The organism is Gillisella vitis (assembly GCF_001541345.2).
In the GTDB taxonomy this organism is placed as follows: Bacteria; Pseudomonadota; Alphaproteobacteria; order Rhizobiales; family Rhizobiaceae; genus Allorhizobium; species Allorhizobium vitis.
In genome coordinates this window covers 56542-82356 of the sequence record NZ_LMVL02000002.1, presented here as the reverse complement: position 1 = coordinate 82356, position 25815 = coordinate 56542, and the positions used below count along the sequence as shown (strand labels likewise).

The 25815-nt window shown below is 57.4% G+C and carries 22 protein-coding genes; 12 read left to right on the top strand and 10 right to left on the bottom strand.

Annotated elements, in window-relative coordinates:
- Positions 1 to 49: 49 nt before the first annotated feature.
- On the bottom strand, positions 50 to 664 hold the full coding sequence (gene rimP, locus ASB66_RS05170; protein WP_060719402.1) for a ribosome maturation factor RimP: 615 nt from the start codon (positions 662 to 664) through the stop codon (positions 50 to 52).
- Between the two features lie 302 nt (positions 665 to 966).
- Here rimP and ASB66_RS05165 point away from each other — a divergent pair, with 302 nt between their 5' ends.
- On the top strand, positions 967 to 2595 hold the full coding sequence (locus ASB66_RS05165; RefSeq protein ID WP_012654628.1) for an MFS transporter: 1629 nt from the start codon (positions 967 to 969) through the stop codon (positions 2593 to 2595).
- 83 nt (positions 2596 to 2678) lie between these two features.
- A complete protein-coding gene (locus tag ASB66_RS05160) occupies positions 2679 to 5183 on the top strand; it encodes a calcium-binding protein (protein ID WP_060719404.1) in 2505 nt (834 codons plus the stop codon).
- A gap of 72 nt (positions 5184 to 5255) precedes the next feature.
- Here ASB66_RS05160 and ASB66_RS05155 read toward each other — a convergent pair whose 3' ends face one another.
- The gene (locus ASB66_RS05155) at positions 5256 to 6302 is read right to left on the bottom strand and encodes a glycosyltransferase family 61 protein (RefSeq protein ID WP_060719405.1); all 1047 of its coding nucleotides are present in this window, start codon (positions 6300 to 6302) and stop codon (positions 5256 to 5258) included.
- Positions 6303 to 6628: 326 nt separating this feature from the next.
- On the opposite strand from ASB66_RS05155, the gene ASB66_RS05150 reads away from it, so the two are divergent.
- Complete coding sequence (locus ASB66_RS05150) at positions 6629 to 9610, top strand: beta strand repeat-containing protein (protein ID WP_114386297.1); 2982 nt, start codon at positions 6629 to 6631, stop codon at positions 9608 to 9610.
- A 42-nt stretch (positions 9611 to 9652) separates the two neighbouring features.
- On the opposite strand, the gene ASB66_RS05145 is transcribed toward ASB66_RS05150, so the two are convergent.
- Positions 9653 to 10912: a lytic murein transglycosylase gene (locus tag ASB66_RS05145; protein ID WP_060719407.1), complete on the bottom strand. Its 1260-nt coding sequence runs from the start codon at positions 10910 to 10912 to the stop codon at positions 9653 to 9655.
- A gap of 33 nt (positions 10913 to 10945) precedes the next feature.
- Positions 10946 to 11551 (bottom strand): recombination mediator RecR, encoded by a 606-nt coding sequence (recR, locus tag ASB66_RS05140; protein ID WP_012654622.1) that lies wholly within the window; start codon positions 11549 to 11551, stop codon positions 10946 to 10948.
- Positions 11552 to 11607: 56 nt separating this feature from the next.
- On the opposite strand from recR, the gene ASB66_RS05135 reads away from it, so the two are divergent.
- Entirely contained in the window at positions 11608 to 12225 is a 618-nt protein-coding gene (locus tag ASB66_RS05135) for an MOSC domain-containing protein (RefSeq protein WP_060719408.1), read from the top strand.
- Between the two features lie 180 nt (positions 12226 to 12405).
- Positions 12406 to 12963: a DUF992 domain-containing protein gene (locus ASB66_RS05130; protein ID WP_234613420.1), complete on the top strand. Its 558-nt coding sequence runs from the start codon at positions 12406 to 12408 to the stop codon at positions 12961 to 12963.
- A 77-nt stretch (positions 12964 to 13040) separates the two neighbouring features.
- On the opposite strand, the gene ASB66_RS05125 is transcribed toward ASB66_RS05130, so the two are convergent.
- On the bottom strand, positions 13041 to 14042 hold the full coding sequence (locus ASB66_RS05125; RefSeq protein ID WP_060719490.1) for an aldo/keto reductase: 1002 nt from the start codon (positions 14040 to 14042) through the stop codon (positions 13041 to 13043).
- A 102-nt stretch (positions 14043 to 14144) separates the two neighbouring features.
- On the opposite strand from ASB66_RS05125, the gene ASB66_RS05120 reads away from it, so the two are divergent.
- A complete protein-coding gene (locus tag ASB66_RS05120) occupies positions 14145 to 15035 on the top strand; it encodes a LysR family transcriptional regulator (RefSeq protein WP_060719410.1) in 891 nt (296 codons plus the stop codon).
- 47 nt (positions 15036 to 15082) lie between these two features.
- On the opposite strand, the gene ASB66_RS05115 is transcribed toward ASB66_RS05120, so the two are convergent.
- A complete protein-coding gene (locus ASB66_RS05115; RefSeq protein ID WP_060719411.1) occupies positions 15083 to 16036 on the bottom strand; it encodes an aldo/keto reductase in 954 nt (317 codons plus the stop codon).
- Between the two features lie 142 nt (positions 16037 to 16178).
- On the opposite strand from ASB66_RS05115, the gene ASB66_RS05110 reads away from it, so the two are divergent.
- Entirely contained in the window at positions 16179 to 17165 is a 987-nt protein-coding gene (locus ASB66_RS05110) for a Gfo/Idh/MocA family protein (RefSeq protein WP_060719412.1), read from the top strand.
- Between the two features lie 19 nt (positions 17166 to 17184).
- On the opposite strand, the gene ASB66_RS05105 is transcribed toward ASB66_RS05110, so the two are convergent.
- Together ASB66_RS05105 and ASB66_RS05100 are read right to left on the bottom strand one after the other, a co-directional pair.
- Positions 17185 to 17559 carry a GtrA family protein gene (locus tag ASB66_RS05105; RefSeq protein ID WP_060719413.1) on the bottom strand — a complete coding sequence of 125 codons (375 nt, stop codon included), beginning with the start codon at positions 17557 to 17559 and terminating at the stop codon, positions 17185 to 17187.
- Complete coding sequence (locus ASB66_RS05100) at positions 17556 to 18560, bottom strand: glycosyltransferase (RefSeq protein ID WP_060719414.1); 1005 nt, start codon at positions 18558 to 18560, stop codon at positions 17556 to 17558. Before ASB66_RS05100 ends, ASB66_RS05105 begins: the two co-directional genes overlap by 4 nt.
- A 160-nt stretch (positions 18561 to 18720) precedes the next feature.
- Here ASB66_RS05100 and ASB66_RS05095 point away from each other — a divergent pair, with 160 nt between their 5' ends.
- A complete protein-coding gene (locus tag ASB66_RS05095; RefSeq protein WP_060719415.1) occupies positions 18721 to 20586 on the top strand; it encodes a hypothetical protein in 1866 nt (621 codons plus the stop codon).
- Between the two features lie 47 nt (positions 20587 to 20633).
- On the opposite strand, the gene ASB66_RS05090 is transcribed toward ASB66_RS05095, so the two are convergent.
- The gene (locus ASB66_RS05090; RefSeq protein ID WP_147274011.1) at positions 20634 to 20861 is read right to left on the bottom strand and encodes a hypothetical protein; all 228 of its coding nucleotides are present in this window, start codon (positions 20859 to 20861) and stop codon (positions 20634 to 20636) included.
- A 153-nt stretch (positions 20862 to 21014) separates the two neighbouring features.
- On the opposite strand from ASB66_RS05090, the gene xseA reads away from it, so the two are divergent.
- The 4 genes from xseA (at position 21015) to ASB66_RS05070 (ending at position 24247) form a co-directional block, all read left to right on the top strand.
- Entirely contained in the window at positions 21015 to 22646 is a 1632-nt protein-coding gene (gene xseA / locus ASB66_RS05085; RefSeq protein ID WP_060719417.1) for an exodeoxyribonuclease VII large subunit, read from the top strand.
- Positions 22647 to 22970: 324 nt separating this feature from the next.
- Complete coding sequence (locus ASB66_RS05080; RefSeq protein WP_025427963.1) at positions 22971 to 23180, top strand: cold-shock protein; 210 nt, start codon at positions 22971 to 22973, stop codon at positions 23178 to 23180.
- A gap of 428 nt (positions 23181 to 23608) precedes the next feature.
- Complete coding sequence (locus ASB66_RS05075) at positions 23609 to 23833, top strand: hypothetical protein (protein ID WP_041697321.1); 225 nt, start codon at positions 23609 to 23611, stop codon at positions 23831 to 23833.
- 33 nt (positions 23834 to 23866) lie between these two features.
- Positions 23867 to 24247 carry a DUF6481 family protein gene (locus tag ASB66_RS05070; RefSeq protein ID WP_060719418.1) on the top strand — a complete coding sequence of 127 codons (381 nt, stop codon included), beginning with the start codon at positions 23867 to 23869 and terminating at the stop codon, positions 24245 to 24247.
- Positions 24248 to 24406: 159 nt separating this feature from the next.
- On the opposite strand, the gene ASB66_RS05065 is transcribed toward ASB66_RS05070, so the two are convergent.
- On the bottom strand, positions 24407 to 25657 hold the full coding sequence (locus tag ASB66_RS05065; protein WP_060719419.1) for an aminopeptidase: 1251 nt from the start codon (positions 25655 to 25657) through the stop codon (positions 24407 to 24409).
- Between the last annotated feature and the right edge of the window lie 158 nt (positions 25658 to 25815).

The following is a 25815-nucleotide window of genomic DNA, read 5'->3' as shown; positions in this document are numbered from 1 at the left end:
TCTCCGTCTTCCTGCCTGGGGCATGTTCGCCTGCCAGGCGCGTTATCGGTTATTGGTCTTCGCCGGTTTCGTCATTCTGGTTTGCAGCTTCAGCCGCGGCCTTTGCCTGCTTGTCGGCGCGCAGCGCATCGCGCACCAGATCATCCGTCAGGATCAGCTTGGCCTCGGCCAAGGCCGTAAACGGGATGGTGAGCCGTGGCTCCTCCCCGTAGGCGACCTGATCGCGTTCCAGAATGAAACCGTCCTGGGTGACATCCGCAATCTTGCCACGAAAGCGCTTGCGGTTGTCGATCAAAATGGACGTTTCGCATTTCAGCAGGTTGCCCTGCCAGCGCGTGAAATCGGATGCGCGCACCATCGGACGGTCGATACCGGGCGATGAGACTTCCAAATGATACTCCTTATCGACCGGATCTTCCACATCCAGAACCGGAGAAATCGCCATCGACAGCTCTTCGCAATCTTCGACGGTCATCGTACCGTCCTTGCGCTCGGCCATGATTTGCAGCGTCATGCCGTTCTGGTTGAGGATCCGCACGCGAACGAGCTTGAAACCAAGTTCGACAATAACAGGCTCGATAATATCGGCGATGCGCCGGTCGAGGCCGGTTTCGGTAATCAGACGTGGCTCGGGCGCCTCATCGGCTGGCACGTGTTCGGACAAACCTGTCCTCCTCGGTATGGAGCTTCATGGTCCATCGCCAACAAAAAAGAGCGGGTCCTTGCGGGCCCACTCTTCATCTGGCGATCAAGAATTTGAACGCCGTATACGCCCTTACCACCAACAATGCAAGCATTTCAGAAAAGACGATCCAATCGCCCTCAAACGCAGACGTGAGCTGATTTTGCCCAAATAAGGACTGTTTTCTTGGCTTCAAGAGATTAGGTTGTGCAACGGGCGACTAGCCTTTCGGCCAGCTGCCTTTCATCGCCCATCCCAGCCTGCAACCGATCGAGCGGAAAACCGTGCCGGACAGAAAATCATCATTGGCGCCTTTCAAGAACCAGATCTTTCTGACGATCTGGCTGGCCAGCATCACCTCCAACTTCGGCGGCCTGATCCAGGATGTCGGGGCCGCCTGGATGATGACATCGATCTCCTCTTCGGAAAGCATGGTGGCGCTGGTCCAGGCCTCCAATACCGCGCCGATCATGCTGTTTTCGCTGGTGGCTGGGGCGCTGGCCGATGGGTTCGACCGCCGCCGGGTCATGCTGTTTGCGCAGGTCTTTCTGCTGACTGTCTCGGCACTTTTGTCGCTCTTCACGTGGTTTGGCCTGCTGACACCATGGTCGCTTCTGGCCTTCACCTTTTTGATCGGCTGCGGAACGGCCTTGAACAGCCCGGCCTGGCAAGCCTCGGTCGGCGATATCGTCGGGCGCGAAGACCTGCCCTCCGCCGTCTCGCTCAACAGCATGGGCTTCAACATCACCCGCAGCGTCGGCCCCGCCATTGGCGGCCTGATCGTCGCCGTGGCGGGCGCGGCGACGGCCTTTGCCATCAACGCTGTGAGCTACCTGGCGATGATCTATGCCTTGTTTCGCTGGAAGCCGGTCTATCCGAAAAACACCCTGCCGCGCGAAAATCTCGGCCACGCCATCGCCGCAGGCCTGCGCTACATGGCCATGTCTCCAAACCTGATGAAAGTGCTGTTTCGTGGCTTTTTCTTCGGTTTTTGCGCAACCGCAATTCTGTCCCTGCTGCCGCTGGTGGTAAAGGACAATCTCGGCGGCGGCCCGCTGGCCTATGGCGGATTGCTGGGCGCTTTCGGAATCGGTGCCATTGCCGGTGCGATTTCCAATGCCCGTATCCGGGAAAAACTCAGCAGCGAACAGATCGTCAGCTGTTCCTTCGCCGGCTTCGCGCTGGCCTCCGTTCTGACCGGCATCAGTCATCATTTCTGGCTGACGGCCCCTGCCCTGGTTCTGGCCGGAGCCTGCTGGGTGCTGTCCCTGTCGCTGTTCAACACGGTGGTGCAACTTTCCACACCACGCTGGGTGGTTGGCCGGGCGCTGTCGCTCTACCAGACCGCCACCTTCGGCGGCATGGCAGGCGGTGCCTGGATCTGGGGCCTGCTGGCCGAATCCGGCAGCGCAGGCCATGCCCTGGTGATGGCGGCGGGGCTGATGGCTCTCGGTGTCGGCATTGGTCTCGCCTTGCCGATGCCCGCCTTTGCGACACTCGATCTCAACCCGCTGAACCGTTTCAACGAACCGCCCCTGCGGCTGGATATCCGCCCGCGCAGCGGCCCGATCGTTATCCAGATCGATTTCGAGATCGACGACAAGGACGTGCCGGAATTTTTAGAGGTTATGGTCGAGCGACGCCGCATCCGTCTGCGAGATGGCGCGCAGAACTGGGCGCTGATGCGCGACCTGGAAAATCCGGATATCTGGACGGAAACCTACCACACCCCGACCTGGGTCGATTACGTCCGCCACAACCACCGCCGCACCAAGGCCGACGCCGAAATCACCGACCGGCTGGGAGACCTGCACAAAGGCTCAAAACCACCGCATGTCCACCGGATGATCGAACGCCAGACCATTCCGCCTGCCGACGACATATTCCACAAACCGCATATCGATCATCATTGAATTATTTTTAGTATGTAATTCTCACACTACACAACCAAATTTAAACGTGCAAACTACTTCTGTTTCAATCAGGGGCGGTTTAAATGGTATCTATTTTTGGTGGAAGTGGCAACGATACAATCACAGGCACGTCTGACTATGACTACCTGAGCGGAGGCCTGGGCGACGACACCATCAATGGTGGCGCAGATTACGATACGCTCTCCGGGGATGAGGGAAATGATGTGATTTCAGGAGAAGACGGCTCCGATTTCATGATGGGAGGCTCAGGCAACGACAGCCTCTCCGGCGGCGATGGAGTTGATACTCTTTATGGCGAAGCCGGTAATGACAGCCTTTCCGGCGATGCCGGTAACGATGTTCTGAATGGGGGAGCCGGGGCCGATATTCTGAACGGCGGCGATGGCACGGATACTGTCAACTATACGTCAAGCGATGCGATCAATATAAACCTCGCGACGGGAGTGGCGAGTGGAGGCGATGCGCAAGGCGATACCTTTGTCAGCATTGAGGTCATCAGTGCATCGAGCCAAGACGATGTTCTTGTCGGCGACGATGACGACAATGTCTTCAAGGGCGGCGATGGCAGTGATACCATTAGTGGTGGCGATGGCGATGACACGTTAGCCGGCGGCTTCGATGCGGATGTGATCAATGGCGGGAACGGCTCCGATACCGCAAGTTTCATCGACAACATGGCTGTGGTCGTCAATCTCAAAACCGGCGAGATGAGAGGCGATGCCCAAGGTGATGTCCTGATCGACATCGAAAACCTCATGGGCTCCTACTATGACGACACCCTTACCGGTGACGACGGCGATAACGTTATCGACGGATATTACGGTTGGGACCTTTTGGATGGCGGCTTGGGCGCCGACACACTCAAAGGTGGGGAGGGCGGCGGCGGCGGCGCCGCAGTCTACACCTACTCGAACGAAGCTGTGCAGATCAACATCGACACCGGCATTAACACCGGCGGTTATGCCGAAGGTGATGTTTTCGATAGAATACTTCAGGTCTATGGCTCTGCTTTCAATGACACATTCACCGCCTCGAAAGATGCCCGATTTGCAGGCGGCCTGGGTGATGATCACTACATTGTCAACAATTCCTCCGTTAATCTGACCGAACAGGAGGGCGAGGGCATAGACACCGTGACGACCGGGTTAACCAGCTATGATCTGCGCGCGAATTTTGAAAACCTCACTTACACCGGTACGGCCAATTTCACTGGATTTGGAACGGTGGCTGATAACGTGATGATCAGCGGGGCCGGCGCGGATTACCTGCATGGAAACAACGGTAATGATACGCTGATCGGTGGGGCCGGCGCAGACAAGTTAAGCGGTGGCGGTGACAATGATACATCCAGCTATCGTGACTCGACGTCAGCGGTTACTGTCAATCTGACTACGGAGCTTGCGCAAGGTGGATTTGCACAAGGAGATACGTTTATCTCTATAGAAAGCCTGGAAGGTTCTGCATACAACGATACACTGACCGGCGACAGAGAAGACAATACACTGCGCGGCGGCGATGGCGGCGATGTATTGGACGGCGCGGCGGGCAGCGATACGGCGAGTTACCTGGATTCGACCAGTGCGGTCACAGTTAATCTTCAAACCCGCACGCTATCCGGCGGATATGCGAATGGAGATACCATCATCTCCATCGAAAATCTGGAAGGCTCAACCTATGCTGACAGCCTGACGGGAGACGATCAGGCTAACGTTCTAACCGGCGGAACGGGTACAGACCTTCTGGATGGCGGAGCCGGTTCTGATACGGCAAACTATAGCGACTCCACCACAGGTGTAATCGTCAATCTCGTAACTAGCCAAACAGCCGGTGGCTCGGCAGAGGGCGACGTCCTCGTCTCGATAGAGAACGTCACGGGTTCCGGCGAATCGGATCACCTGACGGGCAATGATGGTAGCAATGTGCTTTCAGGTGGAGAAGGCGATGACCATCTGATCGGTGGCGGCGGCGACGATCTGCTGAACGCAGGCAGCGGCACGGACATTCTGGATGGCGGCGACGGTAACGATACCGCAAGTTACGCTGACTCTTCCGTTGGTATCAGCGCAAGCCTCTCCGGAGACGCTGGCGTCGGCGGTACGGCAGAAGGTGATGTGCTGATCTCGATAGAAGCGTTGGAAGGTTCCTTTTACGCCGACACTCTCACGGGAAGCAGATATGCTAACGTTCTTAAGGGTGGCGAGGACGCTGATACGCTCTTTGGTCTTGATGGTAACGATTCGCTTTACGGCGATGGCGGCGATGACGTCCTTTATGCGGACGCTGGCGATGACACGCTTGCCGGTGGTGAAGGCGACGATGCCCTCTACGGCGGTGAAGGCAGCGATGTGTTCGTGTACTGCTCAAACTATGGCAATGATGTGATTTTCGACTTCGACTCGTCGGCGGACACGATCGATCTGACCGACATGGGCTTTGCCAACGTCATCGACGCCGCCGCCTATGCAAGCGAAATCGAAGACGGCGTGCTGTTCACCTTCGGTAACTTGGATACGCTGACAGTGCATGGCTTGAACTATGCAAGCCTGACATACGACACATTGATGTAAAAATCGACTTGTTGCCGGGGTGCTTTCACCCCGGCCACATACTCCTGCGTCAATTTTGATTTCATTGGCCGATCATGCAGCCAAGACTTTTTGCAACAGGGCAAGATCGACGATCTGCCACATGTCATTTCTGACCTTGACCTCTTTTGCTGTTCCGTCTGCATTCTGGCCGGGCATGTCTGGATTGACGATTGCCGTATAATCCAGCCCTTTCGCCTGACAAATTCTGGCATAGCAGGCATTGACGCACCTCGCCTGGAACAGTTCGATAACTCTGGTTTTGACACCAGGCTGGCAATAGACAAGATTTGCCAGGCCCGCGCCATGCGGAGCAACAATGATCTCGGCATCGCGGAAAGCCACGACCTGTTCCTTTACGGAAAGCTCACCAGGTGTGATGATTTCAAATCCACGGCTTTCAAGCAACGTGCAGACGGCCTTCTCATTGACAACCCGACGCACATCGCCAGCATCCAGGCGCGAAACATAGATCTTGCGGCTGAACCGGCGCTCAATCGTGACACGTGCCGCAAGCGCTTCAAATTCAGCCATTACGGCGGGGTGTGGCGCGTGAGCAAAGTCGCCGCCTGTCAGATTACTCGTGATGCAGTCATCGACATGCAAAACATGGTGACTGTCCATCTCGAGCACTTGCCCACTGAATCCGGTGAGAGAAAGAGCTTCATTCCTCCACCCGTTCAGACGCGGCATTGCCAATAGAATATTACCATCATCACGGTGTCTTTTATAAATCAACAGACAGCCGATGGCCTGGAACGTCCAATGATAATAGTTTTTGTACCAACCATTACCAATGACAAGTGGAGATATCCCCTCTATTTGAGATATTTTCGCATTTTTAGGAACCAATTCATCGACTATATCTGGATATACGCCATAGAGCGTGTCCTTGATATCCCCGAAATTTTTCGATTTTATCGCACCGCACCAGCCCAGAACGAAGGATTCGCCAAGCCTGCGAAAGGTGATTTCCGGGCTACGGTAGCCGAGCGGAATTTCTTGGCGAAATGCATCCAGCTCGTCCTCACCCTCAGCATCGGCGGCAACATAGATTTCAGGTGTCCAGGCGCACACTTCAACAGCTGCGATGTTCAGCATTGTTTTTACATCTCTTTACTCAAAAAATGTCGGAAAGCTCCAATGGAAGACAACCGAGCATAGTCCACAACCCGGCTAGCTAGAAAGTGATAACGCTTTAGGATAGCCAAACAAAGAGGCAAATGAACAGGTTTATCGTAGCAAATGCCAAGCCGATTGACGCTCACGGCTGCGTTTTTTGAACGCACTACTGCGCTTATGACAGTTCAAGCTCCAAACTTTCAACTTATAATTTTATATTTCTAAATTAGCCAAATAAATTCCCTCTATGCGATTATATTTAGATATGCGAGCTATAGAATAGCACGCAATCGGGGGTAGATTACATGGCGACTTTAACGGGCGACTCTGGAAACAACACTTTAACAGGAACATCTTCGGCTGATACGATTTCAGGCTTGGCTGGCAATGATATCCTAAACGGTGGCGATGGGAATGATACGCTAAAAGGTGGGGCAGGTATCGATACCCTGAATGGCGACAGTGGTGATGATACGCTGATCGGTGGGGCGGGCGCGGACGTTCTAAAGGGGGGCGAAGGCTCCGACACAGCAAGTTATTCCGGAAGTGCCGCAGTCAATGTCAACCTCAAGACCGGTGTAACATCCGGTGGAGACGCCGTTGACGATACGTTCGACAGTATCGAAAACCTGACAGGATCGAGCAATGCCGACAAGCTGACCGGTGACGATGGGGACAATGTTATCAATGGTGGTGGAGGAAACGATACCCTGGACGGCGGCAAAGGTGCAGATACTTTGCAGGCGGGAGGCGGCTCTGACACCGTGACCTACGTCAATTCGGATGCTGCGGTTAACGTCAGCCTTTCAGTTGTCGATAGCCACACCACTGGGTCCGGCAGTGGGGGTGATGCTCAGGGGGACACTTATCTGGATATAGCCTATGTGGTTGGATCTCAATATGATGATCGCTTCTCTGGAAAGGGTTCGGCATATGATTTTGCCGGAGGCCTGGGCAACGATACATATGAGATCGCTACGGCTACCATCACTGTCACCGAAGCACAGAACGCAGGCAATGACACAGTCCTCGCGTCAGTGAATTACACGCTGTCGGACTATGTCGAAACGCTGAAATATACGGGAACCGGTGACTTCACCGGCACAGGTAGCGCCCAAGCCAACACCATCATCGGCGGCTCCGGCAACGACACGCTGATCGGCAAGGCGGGTGCCGATGCTTTGATTGGCGGGTCGGGCTCCGACACAGCGAGCTATGCCGGAAGTGCGGCGGTCAATGTCAATCTCAAGACCAATCTTGCGACCGGCGGCGAAGCGGAAGGGGATATATTCTCCAGTGTCGAGAACCTGACGGGGTCGAGCAACGCCGATACGCTAACAGGTAATGACAACAACAACGTTCTCAATGGTGGCGATGGCAATGATACGCTGGCAGGTGGCAAAGGCGCTGACACGCTGAACGGCGGTAACGGCTCCGACACCGCAAACTACGCCAATTCCTTTGCAGCCATCCAGATCAATCTCGTCACCGGCACACATACGGGCGGTGACGCCGCGGATGACACACTCAGCAGCATCGAAGGTGTGATCGGTTCTCAATATGATGATCGGTTCACCTCGGCATCAGCAGGAACGCTTTCCGGCGGCAGCGGCAATGACACCTATGTTGTCAGCCAGAGTGCCAGTACGACGGTTCTGGTCGAAGAGGCCAGCGCTGGCACGGATACGGTTGAAACAACCTTGACCAGCTACACGCTGAAAACCAATTTCGAAAACCTCACCCACACCGACTCGACCAATTTTCTCGGTTACGGCAATAGTGCCGACAATGTCATTGTCAGTCAGGGCGGTGTCGATAAGCTCTACGGCTATGCCGGCAACGATACAATCCGCGGCGGCAGTGGTGGCGATACCATTGATGGTGGCGATGGAAGCGATACCGCCAGCTACAGCGACTCGACCGCCGCGGTGACCATTAATCTCCTCACGAAAACGATCTCCGGCGGTTACGCAACAGGCGACGTGTTCACCAGCATCGAAAACGTTGAAGGATCGGCCTATGCCGATACGCTGACAGGCGATACAGGTGCCAACGTGCTATCGGGTGGAGCGGGCGATGACCTATTGATCGGCGGCGCGGGGGCTGACACGCTGAATGGCGGCGCAGGCCAAGACAAGATCACCTATGAAGCCTCGTCTGCGGCTGTCAAGGTTGATCTCAGCACTGGAACTGCAACAGGTGGCGATGCGCAAGGCGATAAATTCAGCAGCATCGAACGGGTCATCGGCTCCAGTTTCAATGATACGCTGATTGGAAGCAGCGCGGCGGAAATGTTAACCGGCGGCGCTGGCGACGATATTCTGATCGGCGGCGGTGGCAATGACGTCCTGAACGGTGGAGAGGGCGCCGATGTTCTCGATGGCGGCGCGGGGAATTACGACACGCTCAACTACTCTGCCGCAACATCGGCAGTGGTGCTGGATCTGACGACAGGAACCGGCTCCGGCTACGCGGCGGGCGATACATTTACCGGGATCGAGGCCTTCACCGGTAGCGCTTATGGTGACACCTATACCGGGAGCACCTATGTTGCCGAATATAATATCGGTGCTGGCAATGACACTGTGTTGGCAGGCTCCGGCGCCGAGAAAATCAATGGTGGCACGGGGACGGATACCGCAAGCTATGCACTGTCCACAGCGGGCGTTTCCGTCAACCTGGTGACGAATGCTGGCAGTGGCGGTTACGCCGAGGGCGACCAGTATAGCAGCATTGAGGTCGTTGCCGGTTCAGACTATAGCGACACGTTCACGACCAACGCCGACAAGACCCTGCTCGGCGGCCTTGGCGATGACACTTATGATATCGGCAGTTCGGCAAGCACGATTACGGAAAATGCCGATGGGGGGGTCGATCTCGTCAAGACCAGCAGTGCCAGCTATACACTAGGCGATAACCTCGAAAACCTCACCTATACCGGCACCGCCAACTTCACCGGCTCCGGCAACAGCGCCGATAATGTGCTGACCGGCGGCGCTGGCGATGATGTGCTGGATGGCAGCACCGGCAATGACGCCCTCTACGGTGGTGAAGGCAGCGATGTGTTCGTGTTCAACACCAGCTATGGCAATGATGTCGTTTTCGACTTCCAATCCTCGTCAGACACAATCGATCTGACCGGCATGGGCTTTGCCACCGTCAGCGACGCCGCCGCCTATGCAACCGAGATCGAAGACGGCGTGCTGTTCAACTTCGGCAACGGCGATACGCTGACGGTGCATGGCTTGAGTTATGCAAGCCTGACAAGCAGCGACACATTAATGTAACGCTCGAAATGCCGCCGAGATCCCTGTCTCGGCGGCATTTTCTTACTTCAATTTCACTTTCAGGCCCTCATCGGGAAAGCAGGTCGGTTTCAGCCCGTTTTTCGTCTGCCAGTCGCCCAGCGACCGTCGGGTCTTGAAGCCTGCGAGACCATCGGCCTTGCCGACATCATAACCCTTTTTGACCAGTGTCTGCTGCATGGACTGCACATCGGAGCGCAGCATATGACCGACATCGCCCCATGGTGCCGAAAAGCTGCCTGAACCATAAGCGATCCGGTCGGCGAGATTGCCGATGAACAGGGCATAGAGGTCGGAATTGTTATATTCCTTCAGCACATAGAAATTCGGCGTCACCAGAAATTCCGGCCCATGGGTTCCAGCGGGAACCAGCATCATCGTCGGGGCGGAAAGATCCTGTTTCGGGAAGGCTTTGCCGCCAATGCGGCTGATGCCGGTTGCCGCCCAGGCCGACATCGGCTTTGCCAGATCCGGCCCTTCCTGGGCGCAGGAGACGCCGGATGGTATCGTCACTTCGAACCCCCAGTCGCGGCCACGCTGCCAGCCTTTTTGCACCAGGAAATTGGCCATGGACGCCAGGCTATCCGGCACCGAGGTCCAGATATTGCGATGACCGTCACCGTCAAAATCCACCGCATATTGCAGGAAGCTGGAGGGCATGAATTGCGGCTGGCCCAGCGCCCCCGCACTCGAACTCAGCATGGCGTCGGCAGCGATATCCTTACCCTCGATGATACGCAGTGCATCGATCAGTTCGCGGGTGAAAAGCTCTTGCCGTGTGGACATAAAGGCGCTGGTGGCAAGAACATTAACCGCTTCATAGGGCAGCTTTGCCCGGCCATAGCCGGTTTCCCGGCCCCAAAGCGCCAGAAGAATTGGACCGGGAACGCCGTATTTGGCCTCTATCTTCTTTAGGGTCGAGGCATATTGGTTAGCCAGCGCCCTGCCGCTCGCGGCCAGCGCCTGCATGCGGGCCTCACGGAAATAGGGGCCGGGAGAGGAAAATTCCGCCTGGCTCTGGGGGCGCTGCTTTGGTGGCGGGAAACCGGGTGGCGCCAGATCGGGAAGCGACCAGTCGAGCTTCACCGTCTTCATCACCGAGGTAAAGGTCGCTTGCGAAATTCCGGCCTTTTTGGCTTGCGGCCAGAGATCCCGGCTGATCCACGACTGGAACTGGCTTTCCACCTGTGTTTTCGATGGTGCTGCCATAACGGTGTTGGCCGTCAAAAAGCACATGGTCGCCGCAGCAAGCGCAGCCATAAGGGGGCGGCGAAAATGGGTCATGTCGTCTCCCTGTCAAAATGCGCGATCAAGTGTCTATATCAATGTGCGGGCGCGAAGTGCCGCCGAGAGCGTACCCTCGTCCAGATAATCCAATTCGCCGCCCACTGGCACGCCATGGGCAAGCCGGGTGGTTTTCACCCCGAGCCCGGCCAGGTGATCGGTAATGTAATGGGCGGTGGTCTGGCCTTCCACCGTGGCATTGACGGCAATGATGATTTCCCGCACGCCACCTTTTGCCACCCGGTCGATCAGGCCCTTGATGTTAAGATCGTCAGGCCCGACGCCGTCGAGCGGCGATAGCGTGCCACCGAGCACATGATAGGCGACATTCATCGCACCTGCCCGTTCCAGCGCCCAGAGATCAGATACATCCTCCACAACGATGATCATCGACTGGTCGCGCCGCTCGTCGGTACAGACAGTGCAGGGATCAATCGTGTCGACATTGCCGCAACAGGAGCAGATTTTCACCTTCGCGTGGGCCTCGCCCATAGCCAGCGCCAACGGCCCCATCAATTGCTCTCGCTTCTTGATCAGATGCAGCGCTGCCCTTCGGGCCGAGCGGGGGCCGAGCCCCGGCACTTTCGCCAGGAGCTGGATCAGTTTTTCGATTTCGGGACCAGTGACTCGCTTTGCCATGGCGCGTTCTTAGCCCATATCTATCGGAAACGGAATCGTCGAAGGAGAACGGCCCCATGAAAATCCTCGCGGTCTGCCTTAGCCAACCACAAACCTTGCCCGGTAAAAGCTACAGGACAGGGATTTTCAAATCGGCGCGGACAGGTCCGGTGATGGTCGATGAACACGGTCTCGTCGGCGATGCGGTGCTGAATCGCAAGTATCATGGCGGGCCGGACCAAGCGATTTATCTGGAAGGCGCACTGACCTTGCAATGGTGGGAAGCACAACTGAACCGGCAAATTACGCCCGGCCTGTTTGGCGAAAATCTGGTTATCGACGGTCTCGACAACCGTGATCTGGCCGTTGGTGACAGGCTTTCCATCGGTGACGTGCTGTTGGAAGTGACTGCGCCGCGTACGCCCTGCGCGACATTCTCGGCCCGTATGGAGGATTCCGGTTTCGTGAAGCGCTATACGAAAGCCGCGCGACCCGGAGCCTATTGCCGGGTGTTACAAAGCGGCTTGGTAGAGGCAGGTATGATTGCCGAGTGGGCAGCGAGCGAAGGCGACAGGTTGATGCTGGCACAGATGATCGGCAAATCCTTCAAATCTCTCGATCCGCAACAAAGGGCCCGCTATCTCACCTTCCCTATCGCAGCACGGATCAGGGCTGAAATTACCGCGACACCTTAACTCGATATCGTTGTCTTGCTTTCCTTGGACAAAAACCGGCCTCAGTCAAAAATCAGTGACGGCCTTGACGAACGCCAAACGGGAACAAAAATTTACGGAAAGACTTCTAACGGCAGCACGATCCTGCCTGAATTATACGATTAGGCTCGATCACAGCATTTATCCATGAAGGAGAAACTCATGTCATCGCTCGCTCAATCATCGCTCGCAAAGCTGTCTGCGGTGGCGCTTATCACCGCCCTCGCGCTTCCGCTGGGCGCCACGGGCGCCAAAGCTGCGGTGCAGGTTGGCATGCTCACCTGCGAAATGAGCCCCGGGATCAGCGCGGTCGTCGGCTCCAGCCGCGATCTGACCTGCGAATTCAAGCCGACCACATCGGCACCAGTCGAATATTATCAGGGCACGCTCAGCAAGATCGGCATCGACCTTGGCTATGTGCAGGGCGGCAAAATGGCGTGGGCCGTCTATGCGCCGGGTCGTCTGGTGGAAGGCGCCTTGCAAGGTAGCTATGGCGGCACCAGCGCCAATGCCGCAGTTGGCTTTGGCGGTGCTGTCAACCTGCTGATGGGCGGCTTCCAAGGCTCGGTGGCCTTACAGCCTATCGCGCTGGAAAGCACGCTAGGCGTCAATCTCGGTGCGACACTTGCATCGCTGAAGCTCGCCTATATGCCACCGTCCACGCCTAAGTCGCTGGATAATGGCCCGCCGATCCGTCACGGCAAGCATTACAAGGGCTGATCAGCCCTTTTGCGGTCTTTATCTCCCCGGCAAAACCACCATGCCGGGGAGATTTTTTATATCACGATCTGATTGAATTACTTATTGGCCATCGCCGCCATTTTTTCGGGATAGCGTCCGCCAGCCACTTTCTGCGGTGACAACAGATCACCCAAGGTGCGCACCTCTTCCTCACTGAGGACGATATCGACGGCACCGATATTCTTTTCCAGATTGGCAATTTTCGTGGTCCCCGGGATAGGCACGATGAAATCACCTTGGGCCAACACCCAGGCGAGTGCCAATTGAGCGGCTGACACGCCCTTTGTCTTGGCCATATCTTCCAGCGCATTGATCAGCGCCAGATTGGCGTCGAAATTTTCCTGCTGGAAGCGTGGCAGACCCCGGCGGAAATCGGTGTCGGAGAGGCCATCGAGGTTCTTCAATGCACCGGTCAACGCGCCGCGTCCCAGAGGGCTGAAGGGTACGAAGCCGATACCCAGTTCACGGCAGGTGTCCAGCACGCCGTTTTCCTCCGGGTCACGGGTCCAGAGGGAATATTCGCTCTGAATGGCAGCGATCGGATGGACGGAATGGGCACGGCGCAAGGTCTCGGCGCTGGCTTCCGACAGACCAAGGGCGCGCACCTTGCCCTGTTTCACCAGATCGGCCATTGCCCCGACCGTCTCTTCAATCGGCACATCGGGATCGACGCGATGCTGGTAGAAAAGGTCGATGACATCGATGCCGAGGCGTTGCAACGAGGCTTCGGCCACCGCTTTCAAGTGTTCAGGCCGACTATCGAGCCCAACCATGGCATTCTGTGAGGATTGCGCCGGATCGATCTTGAAGCCGAACTTGGTGGCGATCACCACCTGGTCACGATAGGGCTTCAACCCCTTTCCGACCAAGATTTCATTTGTGAACGGCCCGTAGACTTCCGCCGTATCGAAGAACGTCACACCAAGCTTGACGGCCCGCGCCAACGTGGCAAGCGAAGCATTTTCATCAGCAGACGGACTATAGCCATGGCTCATCCCCATGCAGCCAAGGCCAATGGCGGAGACGGACAGGTCGGAGCCGAGTTTTCGGGTTTTCATGGTCTTCACCTTCTCAATCAGGATCAATACCAGCAAGATACCGCCTTTGCCGCGAAAGATAATGGATGCAAATGCGCAGGCACTGTTCTAACAAATAGAACAATGAACAGAATTCAATTATCCCAACTGGCGGTGCTGGCAACGGTGGCCGAAACATCGAGCTTCAGAAAAGCGGCAGAAGAACTGGGCATTGCGCCTTCCGCTGTCAGCCATGCGGTGTCGGCACTGGAGGCAAGCCTTGGCGTCCGGCTACTGGCGCGCACCACCCGCAGCGTCGCTCCGACCGAGGAGGGACGGCAATTGCTGCAAAAACTGGCCCCGGCGCTGGCCGAGATCGACACGGCACTGGAAGGGCTGGCAGAACACAAAACCCATCCGGCCGGACCGCTCAGGATCACCATGCCGCATCTGGCGGCAGAAGACCTGTTTGTACCGAGGCTTGGTGACTTTCTACGGTTATATCCCGATATTCAGCTGGAACTGAGCACCAACGACGTATTCGAGGATATCGTCGAGAAAGGTTTCGATGCCGGATTACGGCTGGGCGAACATCTGGAAGCGGACATGGTGGCAGTCAAGGCCAGCGACCCGATCCGCGGCACCATTGTCGGATCGCCGAATTACTTCGATCGATATCCCCTACCCCGGCATCCCCACGATCTGATGGAACACCGCTGTATTCGCCGCCGCTTTTCCAGCGGTCGGATCTATCGATGGGAACTGGAAAAGGACGGCAGACCGGTGGTGGTCGATGTTCCCGGCATCCTCACACTCGCCGATCAACGGCTGATCCGGTTGGCAGCACTGGGCGGCGCGGGGCTGGCCTTCGTCTTCGACCAGCGGGTGAAAGAGGATATCGCCGAGGGCAAGCTCATCCGCGTCCTCGAAGACTGGTGTCCACCCTTCGACGGGTTTTACATCTATTACCCAACCCGCCGCCAGATGCGCCCTGCCCTGCGCGCCTTCGTCGATTTCTTCCGGCACCGGAGTTGAGCAGGGAAGGCTACAGAACCTTCCCCTTATTGATCTCGCATGCCCTATTAGGCTGATGCAGCTTCGTTCAGGCTTTGCATCTGCGCCGACGACAGTTCCAATGTTCCAGCCCTGACCATCGCTTCAAGCTGCGACAGGCTGGTGGCTGAGGCGATGGGCGCGGTAATGCCGGGGCGAGCCGCGACCCAGGCAATGGCCACCGTGGCAGGGGTCGTGCCGGTTTCGGCGGCGATCGCGTCCAGGGCGTCGAGGATGCGGTGGCCCTTGTCGTTCAGATAGTTGGTGACGCGGTAGGAGCGCGCCTTGCCTTCGGCATCTTCCACTTGGCGATATTTTCCGGTGAGAAAGCCTGCCGCCAGGGCGTAATAGCTGATCACGCCGATCTCTTCACGGATGCAAAGCTCTGCCAGCGACCCCTCGAATTTCTCGCGGGTGTAGAGGTTATATTCGGGCTGGATCACATCATAGCGCGGCAGGCCCGCTTTGGCCGCCGCATCAAAGGATACCTGCAATTGAGCGGCATCGAAATTCGAGCAGCCGAAGGCGCGGATCTTGCCCGCATCCTTCAGCTTGGCATAGGCACCCAATGTTTCCTCATGCGGGGTATCGGGATCGAACGTATGGGACAGATAGAGATCGATATAATCGGTCTGAAGCCGCCTCAGGGAGTTTTCAACCGCCTCGACAATCCATTTGGCCGAAAGCGCGGGTTTGCCCTGGCCCATATCCATGCCGACCTTGGTGACGATCACCGCCTTGTCGCGCACGACATGTCCCTGTTTCAGCCATTTGCCAATCACGGTTTCCGATTCACCGCCGGAATGACCGTCTATCCAGCGCGAATACACATCCGCAGTATCGATGGCATTGTAGCCGGCATCGAAAAACGCATCGAGCAGTTTGAACGAGGTTTGCTCGTCTGCCGTCCAGCCGAACACATTGCCGCCGAACACGACGGGGGCGATCGCCAGACCGGAACGTCCGAGATTTCGTTTCTGCATGACAGGTCTCCATGAAAGTCCGAGAGGGAAAATTCGACAGGAAAGTAAAGCTTACTGCGTCGATGGCAACCAAGGCCTGTTCACAATCCGGGCATAGGCGTTATGTGTCGTCTACAGAAATACGGTTTGTGGAGGAAAAATCATGCTGCGGTTTGGAATTTTATCGACGGCGAAAATCGGCCGTGAACTGGTCGTACCGGCCATTCAGGATGCGGAAGGGGCCGTGGTCAGCGCCGTTGCCAGCCGCGACCTTGCCAAGGCCCGGGCGATGGCCGACCGCTTTTCCGTTCCGCATGCCTTCGGGTCCTATGAAGAGATGCTGGCCTCGGACCTGATCGATGCCGTTTATATCCCCCTGCCGACCGCCCAGCATGTGGAATGGACGATCAAGGCCGCCGATGCGGGCAAGCATGTGTTGTGCGAAAAGCCGATTGCCCTGAAAGCGGCAGAGATCGATAGCCTGATCGCCGCGCGCGACCGTAACAAGGTGCTGATTTCGGAAGCCTTCATGGTCACCTATGCGCCCGTCTGGCACAAGGTCCGCGCCCTTCTGGCCGATGGTGCCATTGGCAAGTTGCGGCATGTGCAGGGCTCTTTCACTTACTTCAACCGCGATCCCGGCAATATGCGCAATATCCCGGAACTCGGCGGTGGTGCGCTCCCGGATATTGGTGTCTATCCGACCATCACCACCCGCTTCGTGACAGGCCTTGAGCCGGTGCGGGTGCAGGCGGTGACAGAACGCGATCCAGAATTCGGCACCGACATCTATTCTAGCGTCAAAGCCGATTTTGGCAGTTTCGACATGAGCTTTTACATCGCCACCCAGATGGCCGCACGCCAGACCATGGTGTTTCATGGGAATGAAGGGTTTATCGAGGTGAAATCACCTTTCAATGCCGACCGCTGGGGGGCGGAAGAGCTGGAACTGACCAACCGCAACCACAGCGAATCGCAAATCTTCCGCTTTCCCGACAGCCGCCAATATCGTCTGGAGGCTGAGGCCTTTGCCAAGGCAGCCCGAGGTGAGGAAAGCAACGTTGTGACGCTGGAAAACTCCCGCGCCAACCAGCGTTTCATTGATGCGATTTACCGGGCCAGCGAAAAGGATGGTTGGGAGCCGGTTTGATCCAACCGATCTCAACGCTTCAACGGCGAAACACAAACCGCGAATAGCCGAAAAAGCTGAAAGCCATCGCGGCAAGCGATGCGAAAACCAGCGCTGCGAAAGGATTGAGTGCCGGGATGGCGATCAACAACCCGGCATAAAGACCGTAATTGACCAGCGCCGAAACCACCCCGACCGAGCCATAGCGAAAGCCCTCGACGGCGAGGCTTCGCCGGGACGCACCGAAGGTGAAGGCCCGGTTGAGCCACCAAGTGACGAGCAGGGCCGCCAGGATAGCAAAAGCGCGGGCCGGCAAGGGGCCGAGAGCGCTGAAAGACAGAAGCAGCCATAAAAGCCCGGCATCCACGGCAAAACCCGCACTGCCGACCAGAGCAAAACGGACCAGCTTTTTCATGCCGCATCCGCAGCCGACCGAGCCGGATCGATGGCGGGATCAGCCGCTGACAAGGCAGCGTTTTCAGGAGCGATAAAGGCGGGCAGAGCAATATAGGAAAGCCGTAAATGCTCGGCCCGCGCCCGCGACAGCGAATCCAGGATCAGCCCCGCCGTAAACAATAGTTGGCTCATCAACAGCAGAACCACCGATAGAACCCAGGTCGGAAGCCGCGAGACGAGGCCAGTGGTGAAATATTCGCCGAGAACCGGGGCCATAAAACCGAGGCTTATTGCCAGGACCAGCCCGGCCAGCGCCGAAAACGTCGCGAATGGCCGCGTCTCTTTGGACAGCATGGCGAACATCCAGAGGATTTTTGCGCCGTCGCGCAGGGTCGATAGCTTGGAATGGGAGCCCTCGGGCCGGCGCCCATAGTCTAGCTCCAGTTCCACCACCGGCAATTTCAGCCGCGAGGCATGGACGGACATTTCCGTCTCGATTTCAAAGCCTGCCGATACCGCCGGAAAGGTTTTGACATAGCGGCGCGAAAAGGCACGGTAGCCGGAGAAGATATCGGTAAAGCCCGGGCCAAACAGAAAGCGGTACAGCTCGTTAAACAGACGATTGCCAAGCGCATGCCCCTGGCGTCCGGCATCATTGTGGACATTGCGGCGCGTGGCGACCACCATGTCGGCGCGCTCTTGCATCAGCAGGTTGATCAACGCATTCGCGTCCTGCGGCGCATAGGTGCCATCGCCATCGGCCATCAGATAGATATCGGCATCGATATCGGCAAACATCCGGCGCACCACATGGCCCTTGCCCTGCCGCCGCTCGTACAACACCTCGGCACCGGCCAGCATGGCGGCCAACGCCGTACCATCGGTGGAATTGTTGTCATAGACATAGACCCGCGCCTGCGGCAGGGCGGTACGGAAACCGCGCACCACCGAGGCAATGGTGCCAGCCTCATTATAGCAGGGAATAAGGACCGCCACGTCCGGTACTGGTGTCTGGCCCATGAACTTACTCGATACAGATGTTCGGGCAGCCGAAATGCGGCTCCTTGAGATTTTACTATTTCTTGAGAAGGTTAAGGCTAGGTTTCGGATAAGCCGAACAATCGAAGAATCTTGGTCGCATCTCCCCGAAACGGGAGGCCCCGAACAACCGGAAATACCGATGACGCCCAAGTCTTCCCTTCCCGCATCCTCTACATCTTCTCTGGTGACGGCTCATGAGACCGTCCCGCGCCTCCTGCCGGTGATACTGGGCTATTGCCTTCTCGTCATCGTCGTCATCTGTGCGACGACGCTGCCTTTTGCCAAGGATTATGTCGGCGCTGACAATGACGATGCCATGCGGCTGGTCGAAGTCAGGGATTATCTTGCCGGTCAGAGCTGGTTCGACATGATGCAATACCGGCTGGGCCTGGCACCCGGAACGCTGATGCATTGGTCGCGGTTGATCGACTGGCCGATTGCCACCTTGATCCGGCTGGCCGGTGTCTGGTTTGCGCCGCGTACAGCCGAGGCCGTGGCCCTTGCCATCTGGCCGCTCCTCTGGACCGTGCCGGTCATGCTGTCGCTCGGTGCTGCCGGATGGGCGCTGGGCGGCAAAGTGACCATGCATCTGGCGCTTTGCCTGAGCGCCCTTTATCTTCTGACATCCAACCGTTTCCTGCCCGGTGCAATCGATCATCACAATGTCCAGATCGCCCTGATCGCTTTCCTAACCGCCGTGCTTTCCACCGCCGGGCCAAGCGCTCAGACTGGGGCTCGCTCATCGATATGGTTTACGCTGGCCGGTGCGGCAGCGGCTCTGGCGCTGGCCATCGGCGCAGAAACCACGCCGCTGATTGCCACGGCCTGCGCTACCGTCGCCCTGCTCTGGGCCTGGCATGGTAAAGCAATGCGGGCCTGTGCCATGGCCTATTCTCTTAGCCTGGCGCTGTCGGTCACGCTGCTGTTTGCCGCAACCGTGCCTGCGCAATCCTATCGCACGGTCACTTGCGACAACCTCTCCTTCGGCTTTTACGCCCTGACGGCGATTGGCGGCGGATTGCTGTTTTCCGCTGCCGCCTTTGCCAGCCGGTTTCCTGCCGGTGTTCGGCTGTTCCTGCTGCTGATGATCGGCGCCAGCGTCGGTTTCTCAGCCCTGATCGTCGCGCCACAATGCCTCGGCAATCCTCTCGCCAGCCTCGATCCGATGCTGGTGACGCTATGGCTGAACAATGTTGGCGAGGCTCGCTCGGTCTTTGCCATGGCGCAGCAGGAGCCGGGAACTCTCGGCGGCTTTTACGCTGTTGGCCTGTTCGGGCTGCTGTTCTGTCTTACCCAGGTCTGGCGAAAAAACCAGGTGGAGGCGCATCTGGCGCTGGCGCTCTTGCTGGCGGTCAGCCTCGGTGTCGCGCTGATCCAGGTGCGCGGCGCAATGTTTTCCAACCTGATCCCGATCCTGCCGCTCGCGCTGCTGGTTGCCGATCTGCGCGGGCGTGCGATGCTGCGACCAGCCCGCATTCTCTCAAGCCTCGCCTATATCGCCGCCATTCTTCTGTCAGTCCCTTCCGTGTGGGCGGTTGCAGGCACACTTGCTGTGGAAGGAACGGCGCGATTGAAACCACAGTTTCGGCCAGGCGCCGCATCCAAAGATGCCAGCCGCGATTGCTCATCCGAAAAAGCGCTTTCGCAATTGTCAGGCTTGGCACCAACGACAGTTGTCGCACCATCGGATAGCGGCACGTCCATCCTGCGATTCACCCCACATCGGATATTGACGGCACCCTATCATCGCAATCAGGCAGGCATGTTGACAGAACTGCATATCGGCCTGTCGACACCACCGGACGCCCATGCTTTTCTGGTGGGCGCCCATGTCGGCATTCTCGCCTTCTGCCCCTCCGATGCGCAAACCCGCCAGTTGATCGCCTTGAAGCCAGATGGGCTTTATGCGGATCTGAACCGCAACATCGTGCCTGATTATCTTGAGCCGCTTGCAGCCGACAGCCGGTCCGGCCTGCGGATCTTTTTGGTAAAGCCGCAGCCGTGAACGGATAGAGTTTAAAAACGAATATTGAGATCAGGCGAATAGTGAAATCAGGCAATCTTGCGCTGCGACAGGGCAAGCGAGACCACCAGGCAATCGATCAGCCCGACATTATAGGCGATCAGCGCCGTCAGCAGATCCATCGCCGTCATCGCAGGCGAAAGAGCCAGCATGACCAGCCCCGCCGTCAAAAGCATCAGCGAAACCGCAACAATTGCCAGGATGCTTCTGGTCGTTGCGGTGGCGATGCCAATTGCCATGGCGATGAGAAAGGTCATGGATGCGATCCCGTATGACAGACAAATCGTGATATCAGGCATATTGCCACCCGAGAGTTAACGATTGGCCCCACGAAAACGGCCCGAACAAAGCCTGTTTACTTCTTTCCAAAAAAAGATGCGTTTTTTTGGAAGCTTGGATAAAACACTGTCATGGCCTCTTTCTTTGACGACGACCAGCCCAGCAATCTGACCGAATTTTCCGTCTCGGAGCTTTCCGGATCGATCAAGCGCACCATCGAAACCGCCTTCGACCAGGTACGGGTGCGCGGCGAAATTTCCGGTTTTCGAGGCCAGCATTCCTCCGGTCATGCCTATTTTTCGCTGAAGGACGACAAGGCGCGGATCGACGCGGTGGTCTGGAAGGGATCGTTTTCCAAGCTGAAATACCGGCCAGAAGAAGGCATGGAAGTGATCGCCACTGGCCGTATCACCACCTTCCCTGGCTCGTCCAAATACCAGATCGTCATTGAGCAGATGGAACCAGCCGGTGCTGGTGCCCTGATGGCGCTGATTGAGGAGCGCAAGCGCCGGTTTACCGCAGAAGGCCTGTTCGATCCGGCTACCAAGCAATTGCTGCCATTCCTGCCGAAGGTGATCGGCGTCGTCACCTCGCCCACCGGTGCTGTAATCCGCGACATTCTTCACCGGATTTCAGACCGCTTTCCCGTGCATGTCCTGGTCTGGCCCGTCAAAGTGCAAGGCGAAGGCTCCGGCGACGACGTTGCTAACGCAATCAACGGCTTCAATGCCTTTCAGCCTGATGGTGCCATTCCGAGGCCGGACGTGCTGATCGTCGCGCGCGGTGGCGGCAGCCTGGAAGACTTGTGGAGCTTCAACGACGAAGCCGTGGTACGCGCCGCCGCCGCCAGCGCCATTCCGCTGATTTCGGCGGTTGGCCATGAAACAGACTGGACACTGATCGATTATGCAGCCGATGTCAGGGCGCCGACGCCGACAGGGGCGGCTGAAATGGCCGTGCCGGTCAAGGCGGATCTGGAAGCGCAACTGGCCGGGCTTGCTGCCCGACTGGCAGGTGCCGTCAACCGCCAGATGGATCATCGTCGCCAGAACCTGCGGGCGCTGGCCCGCGCCCTACCCTCCCTAGATCAATTGCTGGCGCTGCCGCGCCGCCGTTTCGACGAAGCGGCCAGCGGTCTTGGCCGCAGCCTGGAACTCAATACCATGACCAAGCGGCAAAGCTTCGAGCGGGCCGCCGCCAAATTGTCGCCGGATATGCTGGTGCGCCGGTTGGTGGAGCGTCGGCAGCGGGTCAGCGAGCGCGCCGCCCTTGCCGACCGGATTATCGAACGGCTGATCGAGCGGCAGAAAGCCAATCTTGGCCGGATCGATGCAACATTGACGGCGGTTCCGGCCCGGCTGAAGGCCCAAACGGGACGCTCGAGAGACCGGCTGGACAGCTTTTCGCGCCGGGCCGACAGTGCTGTTATCAACGATCTTCGCCGCGCCCGCTCCACGGTGTCGGCCCACGACCGGATGCTGCAATCGCTGTCCTACAAGAATGTCCTGATGCGCGGCTATGCCGTGATCCGTGGGGAGGACGACCGGCCCCTTTCGCGTGCGGCAGGTCTTGAGGATGGGCGCGCCATCGCCATCGAATTTGCCGATGGCCGGGTTTCCGCCGTGACCGGCGATGGCGATAAAGCGTCACCTTCACCGCAAGCCGCTCCTGCCACGACAACCCCAGTCCCGGTAAAACCGAATCCCTTGCCCAAATCGCCGAAAAAATCGGAGCCACCCGCCGGACAGGGTAGTCTTTTCTAACCAAAAGAGTGCAAACGGCACCGTGACGAGCGACAGAATGGACGTTTGAACGCGGTGCCGCACAGACAGAGATTACGGTGCGGATACAAGGCTTTGGACCCCTTCACCATAGCCCGGAATAAAGGCGGATCATAATAAATTCAAAGCTTTGGTTGACATGCATGCCTTGAGGGGGTATCTATTGGTCATCGATATTTGCTTGCTGAGCTTTGGTTACCGCGCAATTAGCACCGCGCCCTGAACGAACCTTCCTTTCAAAAATCGCTATCCTCATCCACGGCGTTTTGCGCTGTGGTCACTCAATATGCTATGAAAGGGTTCATCATGACCACTGGCACAGTTAAATGGTTTAATTCCACTAAGGGCTTCGGCTTCATTCAGCCTGACAACGGCGGCCCAGATGCATTCGTGCATATCTCTGCTGTTGAACGCGCTGGTATGCGTGAAATCGTCGAAGGCCAGAAGATCGCCTACGACATGGAACGCGACAACAAGTCCGGCAAAATGTCGGCCTGCAATCTCCAGGCTGCTTAATATAGGGTTCGGCTTTCCTTTGACCACGGATGTACTGGCATTGTTGAGAGCATGATCCAACCAAGGTCAGGCAGTTTGCCTGGCCTTTTTTATTGCCTGCCGCGCCGTCGCAGACCGCGCTCACACGATTTCCTGTTGCATACCATCTTGCGCCCGGTTTGGGTCGCACATGAAATATGCAGCAGATGGTATGCGAAGAGACCGTGAAGATGGCAATTTCTATGCCGTTTGCAAACATCTCAAGTCCTTGTTGTCTTTGAGATATCTGCATGTCTTCAGGGCGAGGATGTGAACCACATCTTTGAGCCTTCGTAATAAGTGTCACAGCGGCCTCACGTACACCTGAATGTACACGGCGCAGAATGTCGTAGCGTTTTTTGCGCGCCATGCCCGGCACGCGGCGCTGCCACCCAGAAAGGCGCGACCCCATGGCAGAAAATTATAGTAAATCACGTCAGCAGGCGGAAATCGCTTTTGACAAGGAGCAGTCGCAGTTCTTCGCGCGCGGTCGTGCCGTGGAAGAACAGGATTCGCTCGTGCTTGCCCGTGAAGAAAAAACCCTCAGGCTGCGTGAAGCGCGACTTGCCAAGGAATTGCAGGACCAGCAGATGGCTGACGCCGCAACTGCTGCCAAAACGACCCGAAAAGCCTGATTTGCAGGCCCTATCTACAACTGGAACATCTCTTTGAAAAATAGCCGGAAAAATGAAGTCGTCGACCGCCGTACCACCGCTGCCGACGCAAAGGCCGCCCTCCTTCAGGCCTATAAGGCCGCACAGGAAGCGTCGGAACCAACCCGTCTCGCCCGCCAGGCAGAGCGCCAGGCAATAGCCGAGGCCAGAGAAGCACGGCGCGCCGAGCGCGAACAGACAAAACTGCAGGAACAGCAACAGCTTGCAGCCGAGACAGCTGCACGTGAAGCCGCACTTGCCGCAGAAGCAACGGCCGAAGCCGATGCGCGCGAAGCCGCTGAAAAAGCCCGAATTTCCCGTTTGCTTGAAGACGAAGCCACCCGCAAGGCGCAACGCGATCAGCGTTATGCCAACCGTAAGGCCAGACAGGGCTGATCGGCCTTACTGCATAATTCTTTAGACCGGAATCGGCTTGAAGAGAAAATCATGCAACAAATTCAAAAATTATGACGACTTTCGCGCACCACATTTGGTGCGCGGGTCTCTATTCGATGAAATCGGCCTGCGTTTATCAAACGCGGGCCGTGTGCATGTTCAGGCCCATTCGCCCTTGCGCATCACGGGCACCGTTGTGCCATCCGCTTTCACCCCGTCGATATCGACCTTATCGGAACCGATCATCCAGTCGATATGAATCAACGACGAATTGCCGCCCTGAGCTTTGATCTGCTCCGGCGTCAGCGACGCTCCGTCCAGGAAGCATTTGGAATAGCACTGGCCAAGCGCGATATGGCACGAGGCGTTTTCGTCAAACAGCGTGTTGTAGAACAGGATGCCGGACGCCGAAATCGGCGATGAATGCGGTACCAGGGCCACTTCTCCCAGACGCCGGGCGCCCTCGTCGGTGTCCAAGACCTTATTGAGCACTTCTTCCCCGCGCGAAGCCTTGGCCTCGACGATCCGGCCCGCTTCAAACCGCACCTGGATATTGTCGATCAGCGTCCCCTGATGCGACAAGGGCTTGGTGGAAGAGACCACACCCTCCACTTTTAGCGCGTGCGGCGTGGTGAATACCTCTTCCGTCGGGATATTCGGATTGCAGGTAATGCCATTCTTGGCCGTGGAGGCGCCCCCGTGCCATTCGTGGCCATCGGCCAGGCCAACCCGCAGATCCGTGCCGGGGCCGGTGAAATGCAAACTGGAGAACCGCTCGCCATTCAACCAGGCCGACCGTTTGGCCAACTCGCCATTATGAGCCGCCCAGGCAGCGACCGGATCGGGTTGATCGACCCGGGACGCGGCAAAAATCGCATCCGCCAGCTTTTTCACCGCCTCATCCAGGGGCAGATCCGGAAACACCTGAGCGGCCCAAGATGGATTGGGATAGGACGAGATATTCCAGTTGATGTCGAAATTGGAAATCGGCTCCAAGGCAGGCTTATAGGCAATTGAATTGGCCTTGTTGGCCCGCGCCACCTTGGCCGGGTCCTGGCTGGCGAGCAGCATGGGATTGTCACCGGAAATCGCCAACCGCGCAGCACCCCCCGCATAAGCCTTGGCCATGCCCTCGTAAAGCCAACCGGAAGCCCGGTCGAAACTTGCATCCGTGCCATGCGCATAGCGGGCCAGCGTCGTCTCTTCATCCGAATAGAAGGTCGTCACAAGACCGGCACCGGCCATATAGGCATGGCGAGTAATGTTGCGCACCAGCGGCAGCGCGTTCAGCGGCGCGGTGATCACCAGATCCTGGCCCGGCACCAGCCGTAGGCCAACCTTGACGGCCACTTCGGCCAGTTTGTCGAGCTTTACCGGATCGATGGAATTTGAGACATCAGGCAGGGTCATACATTTTTTTCCTGGTTTTCGAAACGAAAGCACCTGCGCTTTTCTATCACGCAGAGGCGGCGGGCTTCCGGTTGCGCCATCCGGTCCCCATCGGTACCGGATCAGCGGTGAGCTGAAGACCCACGTGATCACGAGACAGAGATAGGTCATTTCATACA